The organism is Azonexus sp. R2A61 (genome assembly GCF_021401135.1).
GTDB lineage: Bacteria > Pseudomonadota > Gammaproteobacteria > Burkholderiales > Rhodocyclaceae > Azonexus.
The window spans coordinates 421,097-434,008 of sequence record NZ_JACBFO010000002.1; the positions used below are offsets into that span (position 1 = coordinate 421,097).

17 protein-coding genes and 1 riboswitch are annotated in these 12,912 nt (G+C 65.3%); of the genes, 13 read left to right on the forward strand and 4 right to left on the reverse strand.

Features of this window, described 5'->3' with window-relative positions; genetic code table 11:
- Positions 1-53: 53 nt before the first annotated feature.
- A riboswitch (cobalamin riboswitch) is annotated at positions 54-255 on the reverse strand.
- A gap of 280 nt (positions 256-535) precedes the next feature.
- The 5 genes from L0962_RS07060 to ilvN all read left to right on the forward strand — a co-directional run bounded on the left by L0962_RS07060 (position 536) and on the right by ilvN (position 4,983).
- Positions 536-1,057: a flavodoxin gene (locus L0962_RS07060; RefSeq protein WP_234085647.1), complete on the forward strand. Its 522-nt coding sequence runs from the start codon at positions 536-538 to the stop codon at positions 1,055-1,057.
- 94 nt (positions 1,058-1,151) lie between these two features.
- Positions 1,152-2,204: a 3'-5' exonuclease family protein gene (locus tag L0962_RS07065; protein ID WP_234085648.1), complete on the forward strand. Its 1,053-nt coding sequence runs from the start codon at positions 1,152-1,154 to the stop codon at positions 2,202-2,204.
- A gap of 13 nt (positions 2,205-2,217) precedes the next feature.
- The gene (locus L0962_RS07070; protein WP_234085649.1) at positions 2,218-2,679 is read left to right on the forward strand and encodes a CreA family protein; all 462 of its coding nucleotides are present in this window, start codon (positions 2,218-2,220) and stop codon (positions 2,677-2,679) included.
- A gap of 294 nt (positions 2,680-2,973) precedes the next feature.
- Complete coding sequence (gene ilvB / locus L0962_RS07075) at positions 2,974-4,668, forward strand: acetolactate synthase large subunit (RefSeq protein ID WP_234085650.1); 1,695 nt, start codon at positions 2,974-2,976, stop codon at positions 4,666-4,668.
- Between the two features lie 3 nt (positions 4,669-4,671).
- Positions 4,672-4,983, forward strand: a complete 312-nt coding sequence (gene ilvN, locus L0962_RS07080) for an acetolactate synthase small subunit (protein ID WP_234085651.1) — start codon at positions 4,672-4,674, stop codon at positions 4,981-4,983.
- Positions 4,984-5,028: 45 nt separating this feature from the next.
- On the opposite strand, the gene L0962_RS18235 is transcribed toward ilvN, so the two are convergent.
- Positions 5,029-6,150: a methyl-accepting chemotaxis protein gene (locus L0962_RS18235; protein ID WP_301332256.1), complete on the reverse strand. Its 1,122-nt coding sequence runs from the start codon at positions 6,148-6,150 to the stop codon at positions 5,029-5,031.
- A gap of 123 nt (positions 6,151-6,273) precedes the next feature.
- Positions 6,274-6,606 carry a PilZ domain-containing protein gene (locus L0962_RS07095; RefSeq protein ID WP_234085652.1) on the reverse strand — a complete coding sequence of 111 codons (333 nt, stop codon included), beginning with the start codon at positions 6,604-6,606 and terminating at the stop codon, positions 6,274-6,276.
- A gap of 205 nt (positions 6,607-6,811) precedes the next feature.
- Here L0962_RS07095 and nifN point away from each other — a divergent pair, with 205 nt between their 5' ends.
- From nifN to L0962_RS07130, 7 genes are read left to right on the forward strand one after another with little or no spacing between them, the layout of a single operon-like run.
- Positions 6,812-8,215 carry a nitrogenase iron-molybdenum cofactor biosynthesis protein NifN gene (gene nifN, locus L0962_RS07100; protein WP_234085653.1) on the forward strand — a complete coding sequence of 468 codons (1,404 nt, stop codon included), beginning with the start codon at positions 6,812-6,814 and terminating at the stop codon, positions 8,213-8,215.
- On the forward strand, positions 8,178-8,657 hold the full coding sequence (locus L0962_RS07105; protein ID WP_234085654.1) for a NifB/NifX family molybdenum-iron cluster-binding protein: 480 nt from the start codon (positions 8,178-8,180) through the stop codon (positions 8,655-8,657). Before nifN ends, L0962_RS07105 begins: the two co-directional genes overlap by 38 nt.
- Positions 8,657-9,112, forward strand: coding sequence for a SoxR reducing system RseC family protein (locus L0962_RS07110; RefSeq protein ID WP_234085655.1), 456 nt, complete (start codon positions 8,657-8,659; stop codon positions 9,110-9,112). Before L0962_RS07105 ends, L0962_RS07110 begins: the two co-directional genes overlap by 1 nt.
- Before the next feature lie 3 nt (positions 9,113-9,115).
- Positions 9,116-9,574, forward strand: a complete 459-nt coding sequence (locus tag L0962_RS07115; protein ID WP_234085656.1) for a NifX-associated nitrogen fixation protein — start codon at positions 9,116-9,118, stop codon at positions 9,572-9,574.
- A 31-nt stretch (positions 9,575-9,605) separates the two neighbouring features.
- Positions 9,606-9,815 (forward strand): CCE_0567 family metalloprotein, encoded by a 210-nt coding sequence (locus L0962_RS07120; RefSeq protein WP_234085657.1) that lies wholly within the window; start codon positions 9,606-9,608, stop codon positions 9,813-9,815.
- Positions 9,816-9,824: 9 nt separating this feature from the next.
- Positions 9,825-10,172, forward strand: coding sequence for a hypothetical protein (locus tag L0962_RS07125; protein ID WP_234085658.1), 348 nt, complete (start codon positions 9,825-9,827; stop codon positions 10,170-10,172).
- 7 nt (positions 10,173-10,179) lie between these two features.
- Entirely contained in the window at positions 10,180-10,614 is a 435-nt protein-coding gene (locus tag L0962_RS07130) for a hypothetical protein (protein WP_234085659.1), read from the forward strand.
- Here L0962_RS07130 and L0962_RS07135 read toward each other — a convergent pair whose 3' ends face one another.
- On the reverse strand, positions 10,615-11,208 hold the full coding sequence (locus L0962_RS07135; protein ID WP_234085660.1) for a glutathione S-transferase family protein: 594 nt from the start codon (positions 11,206-11,208) through the stop codon (positions 10,615-10,617). It lies immediately after the preceding gene.
- Between the two features lie 17 nt (positions 11,209-11,225).
- Positions 11,226-11,774: a pyridoxamine 5'-phosphate oxidase family protein gene (locus L0962_RS07140; protein ID WP_234085661.1), complete on the reverse strand. Its 549-nt coding sequence runs from the start codon at positions 11,772-11,774 to the stop codon at positions 11,226-11,228.
- Between the two features lie 105 nt (positions 11,775-11,879).
- Here L0962_RS07140 and L0962_RS07145 point away from each other — a divergent pair, with 105 nt between their 5' ends.
- Entirely contained in the window at positions 11,880-12,776 is an 897-nt protein-coding gene (locus tag L0962_RS07145; RefSeq protein ID WP_234085662.1) for a LysR family transcriptional regulator, read from the forward strand.
- Positions 12,777-12,912: the final 136 nt, after the last annotated feature.

Here is a 12,912-nt window from a genome sequence, read left to right on the forward strand (position 1 = left end):
GCAAAAATGCGGTCACGCAAACACCTTTCGCCAGGGACACCCCGCCCCATCGTTGGTTGGAAGGACGTTGCGGCAGGTCTCCTGGCTCTCGGCTCGACGCGCTCCGTCCGCCTTCCCGGTACAAACCAGTGGCCAGATTGGCGAAGCGCTCGCCGATTACAGTTGCGGGGGCAGCCCCGGGATTCGCGTCGTGCAACGCGTCACCGGATTCCCGTTTTAATCCCCGGGCGGGGAACCATCAACGGGGCGCAGTGTAGGCGGGCCGGGATTCGCCTGTCAAGAAGCGGACACAATCGGTAGTAAGCGAACCCATCCCGACGACTATATCTAGTTGGCCGCGGCAAATGCAGCCGTCCGCCGAAGCTTGTCGCAAAGCCGACAGACGACCGACACGCCAGCCCCGGACGACCGGTTTTCAAGGCTTTCCGCCTTGGCGTTTTTCTTGCTTACCCACACTTCGGGCAGGGTCTTGCCCGACCGCGGCCGCATGGGAGGTGGCCGACGGAACAACACTCTCGGACAGAAAGGAAACCTCATGGCCAGCATCGGCATCTTCTACGGCAGCAGTTCCGGCGTCACCAAGGCGGTGGCCGAGCAAATCGCCGAAGCCTTCGACGTCGAGGACTTCAACGTCTTCAACATGGAAGAGGACTTCACCGACTTCGACGACATGCTGGCTTTCGACGTCCTGATCTTCGGCTGCTCGACCTGGGGCTCGGGCGAAGTGCAGAACGACTGGCGCGATCCGCTGCTTGACCTCGACAACGACAAGCCGTCCTTCGCTGGCAAGACCATCGCCGTGTTCGGCGCCGGCGACTACAAGGCGCACGGCGAACAGTTCGTCAGCGCGCTGGGCATCCTGCACGACAAGTTCAAGGCACGCGGCGCCACGCTGGTCGGCAGCTTCCCGACCGACGGCTACACCTACACCTACTCCTTCGCCGAGCGCGACGGCAAGTTCGTCGGCTTCCCGTTCGACAACATCAACGAGGAAGACAAGACGCCGGCCCGCCTGGCCGCCTGGATCGACAGCCTGAAGGGCGAACTCGACCTGTAAACCGACTGCGGCGCGCCCGGCCGGACAGCCCGGCGCGCCGCGTTTTTGCCCGCCATCTGCGGTCGACCGCGGCAATCGTGAGAAAATGCCGGGCATGCAGCCCATCGCCTTCGTCGACCTCGAAACCACCGGCGCCACCGCCAGCATCGACCGCATCACCGAAATCGGCATCGTCGAAGTCGACGCCGACGGCAGCGTTCGCGAATGGCAGCAGCTGGTCAATCCGCAGATCCGCATCCCGCCCTTCATCGAAAACCTGACCGGCATCAGCAACGCGATGGTGGCCACCGCGCCGACCTTCGCCAGCGTTGCCGACGATACCCTGCAACGCCTGCGCGGCCGCACCTTCATCGCCCACAACGCGCGTTTCGACTACGGCTTCCTGAAGAACGAATTCAAGCGCATCGGCATCGATTTCCGCGCGCCGGTACTGTGCACCGTCAAGCTGTCGCGCGCGCTCTACCCGAGCCACACGCGGCACAGCCTGGATGCCTTGATCGAGCGCCACGCGCTGCACGCCGAAGCCCGTCACCGGGCGCTGGCCGACGCGCAGCTGATCCATCAATTCTGGGAAAAACTGCACGTCGACCGCGACAGCGCCGAGATCGCCGACGCCATCGCCGAACAGAACCCGCCGCGCACCCTGCCGCCGCAGCTCGATCCCGGCCTGGCCGACGAACTGCCGGAAACCCCGGGGGTTTTCGTGCTGCACGATGGCGACGACCGCGTGCTGTGGATTAGCAAGGCCGGCAACATCGCCCGCCAGGTGTTCCAGCACTTTGCCGCCAAGCCGCGCACGACGCGTGACCGCGACGCGCATGCCCGGGTACGCCGGATCAGCTGGATCGAGACCGCCGGCGAACTCGGCGCCCGCCTGCAGGAAGCCCGCCTGCGCCGCGCCTCGCCACCGGCGCTGCAGCGGCCGCGTCGCCCGGCCGACGTCGGCCCGCCGCCGCGCTGGCCGTTCGCCGGCCCGGCCGCCCTGCGCGAACTGTCGACGCTGCACCTGATCGATCAGTGGCGCTATCTCGGCACCGCCGAAACGCCGGATGCGGTGCCGGTGCTGCTGGCGGCCGAACGCCCGCCCTTCGACGCCGACATCTATGCCATCCTGAGCAAATACGCCGACCAGCTGACGCCGCTCTAACCGGAAGAAGACCATGACCAGACTGCTGCCCCTGCTCCTCGCCTTGCTCGCCCTGCCCGCCGCCGCCGAGGAAATCGGCTGCGTGACCACGGCCTGGAAGCTGCTCGGCGCCAATCACCGCGTCTGCATCTACGCTTTCGACGATCCGGACATCCCCGGCGTCACCTGCCACGTCAGCCAGGCACGCACCGGCGGCATCAAGGGCAGCCTGGGGCTGGCCGAAGACCCGTCGCAGTTTTCGCTGGCCTGCCGCCAGGTCGGGCCGATCGTGCTGCCGGCCAAACTCGCCGACAAGGACACCGTGTTCAGCGACAGCACCTCGCTGATCTTCAAGGAAACCAAGGTCAGCCGGCTGATCGACCGCAAGCGCAACGTGCTGGTCTATCTGGCGATCAGTCGCCGGGTGATCGACGGCGCGCCGACCAACGCGATCTCCAGCGTGCCGGTCCAGCCCTGGCAAACGACGACGAAATAACCCCACAACGCAAGGTGTTGATATTCGCCGGAAATTCGGCGATATTGGCGAACCCGTTTTTTTCCGGACCCGATTCCATCATGACCGAACGCCATACGATCCGTGCTGCTGCCGCGCTGCTGGCCGCCATCGTATCCGTCGTACGCGTCATTGTCGTAGGCGTCGTTGTACCCGCGCCGTCGCGGATCGGATAAAGGCAGCAGCAAGCAGATTTCCGAAAACCCCGCCGGCGCAACCGGCGGGGTTTTTTCTTGGGCCCCGCCGGCAAAACCGGAAACCGAAAGGAGTGCCCAGATGTCAGACCAACCCAATTCAACCGCCAACGAAGCCTTGACCGGTGCCCAGATCACCGTGCGCCTGCTGGAACGCCAGGGCGTACGCCTGGTCACCGGTTATCCCGGCGGCGCGATCCTGCCGATCTACGACGCACTCGGCCAGTCGACCGCGATCCGCCACGTGCTCGCCCGCCACGAACAGGGCGCCGGTTTCATCGCCCAGGGCATGGCCCGCGTTTCCGGCGAAGTCGCCGTCTGCATGGCCTCCTCCGGCCCCGGCGCGACCAACCTGCTGACCGCCATCGCCGACGCCAAGCTCGATTCGATCCCGCTGGTCGCCATCACCGGCCAGGTGCCGAAGGCGATGATCGGCACCGACGCCTTCCAGGAAGTCGACACCTACGGCCTGTCGCTGCCGATCACCAAGCACAACTTCCTGGTCGGCTCGACCGAGGAATTGCTGGAAATCATCCCGCGCGCCTTCGAGATCGCCGCCTCCGGCCGCCCCGGCCCGGTGCTGATCGACATCCCGAAGGACGTGCAAAGCCGCGCCATCGAGGTCGCCGCCTGGCCCGAGCCGGGCCGCCGCGTCATGCCACCGCCGGCCGACGGCCCGGCGCTGGCCGAAGCCGCATCGCTGATCGCCGGCGCCCAGCGCCCGCTGCTCTACCTGGGCGGCGGCGTGATCCACTCGGGCGCCGCCGACCTTGCGGTCGACCTCGCCGAAAAGGCCAATTTGCCGACCGTGATGACGCTGATGGCGCTCGGCGCGATGCCGGTCGACCATCCGCTGTCGCTCGGCATGCTCGGCATGCACGGGGCGCCCTACACCAACCTGGCGCTCGACGAATGCGACCTGCTGATCGCCGTCGGCGCCCGCTTCGACGACCGCGCCACCGGCAAGGTCGCCGCCTTCTGCCCGCAGGCGAAGATCATCCACATCGACATCGATGCCGCCGAACTGGACAAGATCAAGGCCGCCCACGTCGGCATCGTCGCCGATGTCGCCGAAGCGCTCGGCCGGCTGCTGCCGGCTGTGCCGCAAAATCCGCGCAAGACCTGGGTCGACCGCATCAATGCACTGAAGGCGGCCCACCCGCAACCGCTGCCCGGCCTCGACGACCCACGCTCGCACTTCGGCCTGATCCAGGCGGTCGCCGCCTGTCTCGACGACGACGCCATCGTCGCCACCGACGTCGGCCAGCACCAGATGTGGGCAGCGCAGGCCTACCCGCTGCGCCGGCCGCGCCAGTGGCTGACCTCCGGCGGCCTCGGCACGATGGGCTTCGGCGTGCCGGCGGCGATCGGCGCTGCCCTCGCGGCACCGGAACGCACCGTCGTCTGCTTCACCGGCGACGGCTCGATCCTGATGAACATCCAGGAACTGGTCACCGCCGCCGAGCAGCGCGCCAACGTCAAGATCGTGCTGATGAACAACGCCGTGCTCGGCCTGGTGCACCAGCAGCAGACGCTGTTCTACGGTCAACGGCTGTTTGCGTCGGAATTCCAGGCCATGCCCGATTTCGTCGCCGCCGCCCGCGCGCTGGGCATTGCTGCGGTCGACCTCGATCAGGCGGCAAATCCCTGCGCTGCGCTGGCCGACGCCTTCGCCCGCCCCGGTCCGTGCCTGATCCACGCCGGCATCGACGCCGAACAGAAGGTCTATCCCATGGTGCCGCCCGGCGCCGCCAACCGCGACATGATCGGAGCCTGAACGATGAACGCCATCAACCGCAACGAACAACGCGCGCTGTCGCGCGCCGTGCTGGAAATCGACGTCGCCAACCACGCCGGCGTGATGTCGCACGTCGTCGGCCTGTTTTCGCGTCGCGCCTACAACGTCGAAGGCATCGCCTGCCTGCCGGTCGGCGACGGCACGCACAGCCGGATCTGGCTGCTGGTCAACGAAGACCAGCGGCTGCCGCAGATGATCCGCCAGCTGGAAAAGCTCGAAGACGTCGCCGCAGTCCGCCGGCACCACGCGGATCACGCGGTGTTCGGTCAGCTGGAAGCGTTTTTCCAGCCCTGAAAAAAAACCGGCCTCGGCCGGTTTTTTTTCAACGCCCGCGGCGGATCAATGCGAGATGCAGAGCACCCGCGGATCGTCGTGAGCGCTGTCGGCCATTCGCTGCAGATTGTCGAGCACCAGGAAACTGGCGCGCTCCATCGCCTCGACATGCCGCAGCATCTGGTCAAAATCGCCGCCCTGCTGGCACTTGAGCGCTTCGATGCCGTAGCGATGCACGTCGACATGCGGCGGTTCGATCTCGCGATAGCCATCCAGCCGACTGAAGCAATCGCGTCCTTCGCCTTCGTAGTACCACTTGCCGAGCCGGCAAGTGGTGTGCGATGCGACATTCGCCGGATCAATACTCTCCAGGCCGAACAAGCCCATGTAGATGCGGAACTTGAAGACCAGGTGGTCGACCTTGGCGACTTCGACGAAGCTCTTCAGCGCACTGCCGGCGATGACCTGCTCCATCTTGTGTGACAGGCCGATCAGGCGATTCATGTCGTCGGTCGCCCGGTTGCCGCGCTCGCTGTATTCGTCGGCGGTCTGCGCCAGGGTTTCCATGGCGGTCTTGGCCTGCGTCGAATCCTGCCGGATGCCGGTGACCAGCGCGTCGATGTCCTTGGTCGCCTTGGCCGTGCGCTCGGCCAGCTTGCGCACTTCGTCGGCCACCACCGCGAAACCGCGCCCGGCCTCGCCGGCCCGTGCTGCCTCGATCGCCGCATTGAGGGCCAGGAGGTTGGTCTGGTCGGCGATTTCGTGGATCAACTGGACGATGGCGCCGATCTGCGTCGCCTGCTCGGCGAGCACTTCGACATCGCGCGCGGCGCGCGCCGAATCCTCGGCCAGTCGATGCAGGTTGGCGGCGATCTCGGTTGTCGTCTGCCCGCTGCTGGTCGATACTTCGGCCGCTTCCACCGCCTGCTGCTTTTCTTCCTTCAACAGATTGGCCATATCCCCCAGGCTGCCCTGGGAACTGCCCAGCGACTGGCTGAACAACGCCAGATTGCGCAACGTGGCGCGCAGGATTTCACACTCCCGTTCCTTGTCGCGCGCTGCTTGCTCGATCGCGCCGGCATCCCGGCGCAGGTTGTCCAGTTCGTTGGCCAGCGCCGTCTCGCGTTCGCGTGCCTGCTGCAGCGCCGCTTCCAGTTGCGCGAGCTGCCTGCCATTACCAAAAATCATCCCGAAACTCTCCGCTTTTTCGACTGTGCGACGTTGGGATTCTCACAGCCGGTCTCTTTTGGCACGCCGACACCGGCAATGCCTTTTTGTTTATATTAATTTTATTATTTTTGCCGGTTTAACTCAAGCCACCCCGCTCAACTGGTAACGCCGGATCAACTCAAGCTGCTCGTCATCGATCGATTCGAAGCGCAACCCAAGCAGGTATTGCTGCCCGACGTGGCGGATACGCATCACGCTGACGTAGGCTTCGATGGCTTGCGGCAAGTCCGGCGACTCGATCCGGCACAGGCCAACTTCGCCGGCCGGCTTGGGGCCGAAAACCGCCACGTCGAGTTGTACGCCGACCCCTGAAACGGAGATGTCGGCAGCCGGGAATTCATGAAGTTTCTGCCCCAGTTGCAGGGTGACCTTGCCGCTCAGATGACGGCGAAGGGCGCGGCGGCGTTCTCTCACGGTGTGCGGTCGACAATGATGAAGCGGCCATTTTCACATGCCGCCGAAACCTTTTGCAAAACATCCCGACGACAACGCGAAAGCCCCTGCAATTTGTCGGACAACCGACAAAACAGGATTTTCCAACCCATTGATTCATTAACAGTTTATCAATGGCGCGGTCCTTGCTAAGACATGAACACAGTCACTCTCCTGTCCACGCAAAATGGCCGAGATCATCCAAAGCAAGAAGGCACTGGCGGTCAATCCGCTGAAGGTCAGCCAGCCGATCGGCGCATCGCTCGCCTTTCTCGGGCTCGGCCGCAGCATGCCGCTGATGCATGGCTCGCAAGGCTGCACGGCCTTCGGCAAGGTGTTCTTCGTCCGCCATTTCCGCGAACCCATCCCGCTGCAGACGACGGCGATGGACCAGGTGTCGACGATCATGGGCGCCGACGAGAACATCATCGAAGCGCTGCGCACGCTGTCCGACAAGAACAAGCCGGACATCATCGGCCTGGTCACCACCGGGCTGTCGGAAACGCAGGGCACCGACATCCACCGTGCGGTCAAGGATTTCCGCACGCAGTACCCGCAATACGACAACGTCGCCGTGGTGCCGGTCAACACGCCGGACTACCTCGGCTGCCTGGAAAGCGGCTACGCGCTGGCCATCGAAGCCATCGTCGATACGCTGGTGCCGCGTTCGCAGAGCGCCGGCAAACGGCCGAAACAGGTCAACGTACTGGCCTCCGGCATGCTGACGCCGGGCGACATCGAGGCGATCAAGGACTGGATCGAGCTGTTCGGACTGCGCCCGGTGGTCTTGCCGGACATCGGCGATTCGCTGGACGGCCACCTGACCGATGCCGAAACTTCGGCGCTGACCATCGGCGGCACGCCACGCGGCGAAATCGAGAGCATGGGCGAGTCGACCGCAACCCTGGTCGTCGGCCCCTCGCTGTACAAGGCCGCCGACAAGCTCAAGGAACGCACCGGCGTGCCCGACTGGCGTTTCGAAGGCCTGATGGGGCTCGACGACTGCGACGCCTTCACGCAAGCGCTGGCCGACATCTCCGGCAAGCCGGTTCCGGCAAAGGTCGAGCGTCACCGTGCCCAGTTGCAGGACGCCATGGTCGACAGCCACTTCATGATCGGCTTCGCCCGCGTGGCGCTGGCCGCCGACCCTGACCTGCTCGGCATGCAGGTGCGCTTCCTGAGCGGCATGGGCGCCGAGATCGTCGCCGCCGTCTGCCCGCACAAGCACGACAGCCTGAACGGGCTGGCCATTCCGCAAGTCATCGTCGGCGACCTCGAGGACCTCGAAAAGCAGGCACGCGCCAACGATGCGCAGTTCCTGATCGCCAATTCGCACGCCGCGGAGACCGCCCAGCGGCTCGCGCTGCCGCTGCTGCGCGCCGGTTTTCCGCAGTACGACCACGTGGGCGGTTATGCCCGCACCTGGGTGGGCTACCGGGGATCCCGGCAAGCCCTGTTCGATCTCGCCAACCTGATGCTGGGACAACACCATGAACTCGAAGCCTATCGATCAATTTACTGGGCAGACGACCGCGACAGCCACGGCAACCAACATGTCATCTCGACGTCTGCGCCTGGTCTGGTCCATTAAGCAGGAGCCGGAAGCCGTGCTCAAGGTGGCCTTCGCCTCGACGGACCGCACGCGGGTCAATCAGCACTTCGGCGCCGCCGAAGGTTTCGTTGTTTATGAAGTGACGCCGGACAAGGCCACGCTGGTCGGCGTCGCCGAATTCCCCGAAGAGGCGATGGACGGCAACGAGGACAAACTGGCCAGCAAGGTCGATTTCCTCGAAGGCTGCGCCGCTGTCTATGTCATGGCGATCGGCGCCTCGGCGATCAAGAAGCTGATGGCCAAGGGCATCCAGCCGATCCGCATCAACGAAGTCGATGCGGTCGACGACCTGCTGATCGAAATTTCCAGGGCGATGACCGAAGGCGGCGTGGCCTGGATCGACCGGGCCGTCGCGCTGCAGCAGAAGGCCGTTTCGGTGGACCGCTTCGCGGCGATGGAAGAGGAAGGCTGGGAAGGCTGATGGCCACCGGCATGATCGAACATCGCGGCATCGTCCAGCGCATCGACGGCGAACGCGCCGTGGTCGCCATGGAAACCGGCGGCTGCAGTTCCTGCGGCCACGGCAGCAGTTGCAGCATCGGCAAGATGGCCGAAGGCCGGCCGGCGACGCTGCTGGTCGTGCCCGCCACGCCGGAGCTCAAGGTCGGCGAGATGGTGCGCGTCGGCCTGCCGGAAAGCCGCCTGACCTTCTCCGCCCTGCTCGGCTACCTGTTTCCCGCCTTTGCCATGCTGCTCGGTGCCGGCATCGGCAACGAATTCAGCGGCAACGATGCCGCCACCGCGCTAGGCGCGATCTGCGGCTTCGTCGGCGCATTGATCGTCGCCCGCATCGCCATTGCCGTCGCACCGCATCTACTGCCGGCGCCGCGCCTGCTCACCGACGCCGCCCGGCCCACCCTTTCCCAACAGGAGTAAATCATGACCACCGTCGCCGCCGATCCGATCCTCGAAACCGACTTCATCAAGGAAATGTCGCGCCAGATGCGCGCCCTCGACACCTACGGCACCTATCAGGGCTGGACCGTCGAACAGATCCTCGACCCGTTCATCATGACCAAGGAACGCAAGGCCGAAATCCCGCTGGTCGGCGATCCGGACGACATCACGATCTCGCGCGTCAAGGCCTTCTACAACGCCATCGCCGTGCTGATCGAAAAGGAATGCAACCTGCTGGCCGTGCCGCTGATCCACCTGACGCACGAAGGTTTCGGCCGCGCGCTGATCTCCGTCGGCAAGCTGATCGTCGTCGACAAGACGCTGCGCGACGTGCATCGCTTCGGCTTCGCCAGCCTGTCCAAGATGAAGGACGAAGCCGACAAGCTGCTGTCCGTCGCCCTCGAGCGCATCGGCCAGCATCCGGAAGTCGCCGGCCTCTGAGCCGCCTGGTCGCAGCCCAAGGGAGAAAACCATGAGCGAAGAAGAAATCGCCGTCCTCGACAAGGAAGTCAAAAAGCTCAAGCGCATTGCGTCGGAGTGGGCATCGCAGCTGCACGATCTCGTCGAAGACCGCCTGCCGGCGGGTTACCACGAGATTCCGGGCATCTCGCAATCGACCTACGACGCCTGCAAGGCCTGGGCCGACGCCACCGCCCGCCTGAACGCCGCCCAGAAGGGCTGACCGGCGCTCATGGCAGCACCCTTGCCCGATGCCGCGACCGGTGCCGCGGTTTGTGCCGCGCTCCGGTCGCAGGTCGAGAAACTCGGCCTGTCGATCGGCGACGAACCGGTCTGGTCCGACGTCACGTTCAGCGAAACCACCGACCCCTTCTCGCAGGAGGTCAGCGTCATCGCGACCTGGCGCGGCAAGGCCCGCTACGGCAAGGCAACGTTTTTCCCGGATGGCCGCGTTTTCGCGGAATACCAGGTGCTGCAGCCCAACCCGGCCGACGCCGGGCAATACGTGGATTACGTGCAGATCTGGGGGCGTCCGGAACAGTTGCGGGGCGAAGCGGTCATGGCCGAGTACGCGAAGTAGTCGGCTGATGAGCTTCGTCCCGCCCCCGCACCTGCCGCCGCGGCTGATCCTGTTGCACAAGCACCGGACCAGCGGCCGCGTACGCTATCTGTGCCTGAGCTCGGGCGTCGTCGCCTTTGCGCCGCTGCCCGAACTGGCGGCGATCCGCGACGAGGATTATTCGCCGAAAATCCAGGTTCACCCTACCGCCGTGATCCGCGAAGCCGAACTGCAACTCGGCCTGCCGGAAGGCGCCATCGAACCCGAGGCCGAATTTCAGGCCTGGGTCGATACGCCGGCCGGCGACGTGCCCGTGCTGCTCGGCGTGTTCACCAGCATGGACCCACCGTTCGACGCCGCCGAGCGGACCCGCAGCCGTTTCATCGCGATCACCGAAGCGCGCCAGCTGACCGATGTCGAACGCCAGCTGATGCGACGCGCTTACGAACAGGTTCTCGGCTGATCAGACGCCGGGCATCGACAGGAAACCGGGCAAGCCCTTGACCCGCTCGATCCAGGCCAGAATCGCCGGATACGGCGTCAGGTCGACACCGCCTTCCGGCGCCAGCGCGACATAGGGGAAAACCGCGCAATCGGCAATGCTCGGCCGGCCAAGCGCCAGCCACGGGTGGCGAGCCAGGCGGCCTTCGAGCAACGGCAGAATCCGGGCCGCCCGGCGCAGCGTGTCGGCCTTGTCCAGCGAATAGCCGAATTTGTCGATCAGTCGCGCCGAAGCCGGCCCGTTCTGGACCTCGTTGGCCGCGGTGGACAACCACTGGACGACTTCCGCCATGCCGGCCGGATCGCCGGGCAACCAGCTTTCCCCGGCATATTTGCGGGCCAGATAGACGAGGATCGCCTGCGAGTCGCGCAGCACCACATCGCCGTCGACTAGCACGGGAATCTCGCCCCAGGGATTGAGATCGATCAACGGCGGCCGCTTGTGTTCGCCGCCGAGGAAATCGACATCGACGATGTCGACATCGATGCCGGCCAGCGCGGCAAACAGCCGGACCTTGTAGCAGTTGCCGGACAACGAGAGGTTGTAGAGTTTCATGCTTGTCTCCTTGGGTTTTACGTCTGGGAAAAATCGATGCCGGCCCGCCACTCGTCGGCGGTGTAGCGCGGTGTGATGTGTTGCGAACAATTCCAGTCGAAGGCGGCCACCCTGATCCACAGGATGCGCTCCGGCCGCGGCGCATCGGCCATGGCGACCAACTCGAGCGTGGCCGGGGTCGGCGCCTGCACCTCGATTTCGGCAAGCATCTTCAGTCGCCGGCGTTGTGCGTAGTCGACCAGGATCAGCGCTGCCCGGGGCTGACCGGCCAGGTTGCCGACGCTGACGAACTGGCGATTGCCGGCATAGTCGCCAAACGCCAGGGTTTGCGGATCGACGACACGCAGGAAACCGGCCGGTCCGCCGCGATGCTGGACATGCGGCCAGCCGCCCTCGCCGACCGTGGCCAGGAAGAAACTGTCGCGGGCGGCGATGAACCGGGTTTCGCGCTCGCCCAGCCGGGCCACCGGATCGCCGGCCGGCGTCGGCAATGCCGCGCCGAGGCGCTGGCGCTGTTCGGCGCGAACCCGGGCGGTATAGGCAAGATCGGCAAAGTGACGGGACATGGCGAAAATCTCCGAAGAATGACGCCATGTTGAGCCATCCGTCGATCGCAACAAATAGCCAAAACCGGTTTATATTGAACCGAAAAACGGATTGATACTTTTGCCATGGACAAACTGAAGGCGATGACCGTGCTGGTCAACATCGTCGATGCAGGCAGCCTGACCGGCGCGGCCGAACGCCTCGACATGTCGCTGACCGCCGTCGTGCGCACGCTGGCCGGCCTGGAGGAAACGCTGGGCGTCCGCCTGCTCAACCGGACCACGCGCCGGCTGTCGGTCACCGACGAAGGACGCGACTACGTCGAGCGTTGCCGGCGTCTGCTCGGCGACCTCAACGACATGGAAAGCGCGCTGACCGATCGCCGCATGCGGCCCAGCGGCCGGCTGGCGATCACCGCACCGGTGATGTTCGGCCGCCTGCACGTGGCGCCGCTGGTCACCGATTTTCTGGTCGGTCATCCCGAAATGCGCATCGAACTGCTGCTGCTCGACCGGGTCATCGACCTGCTCGAAGAAGGCATCGACCTCGCCATCCGGATCGGCCCGCTGCCCGATTCGTCGCTGATCGGCATCCCGCTCGGCACAACGCAGCGCGTCGTCTGCGCCAGCCCGGCGTTTCTCGAACGCCACGGACGGCCGCAGCAACCGGAGGCGCTCACCGCAGCGCCGGCCGTCCGCTTCGCCGGATTGCCGGATGGCAACGACTGGATTTTCGAACACGCCGGCGAGCGTCGGCATGTTCAGGTCCGGGAAACTTTCGCCGCCAACCAGGTCGACGTCGCCCTCGAAGCCTGCAGCAAAGGCTTGGGTTACGGGCGTTTCCTGGCCTATCAGGTCAGCGCTGCCGTGGCCGCCGGCGAACTGGTCCGTGTGCTCGACGACTGGGCGCCGCCGCCGGTGCCGGTGACCCTGGTGCATGCCCAGAACCGGCTGCTGTCGCCACGCATCCGAGCCTTCACCGACTGGGCGGTTCCCCGCTTGCGCGGGCGTTTGTCCGCCTGACGACGGCTTTGTCGCAAATGCGACAGGCACACGACGGCCGACAAATTCGGTAAAACGTCGATTAAACAAGCAAATACAAGGCGGCAGCGGTGTGGCACGGCCCTTGCAGGAGTAGGCCATCAACCGTTGGGAGACC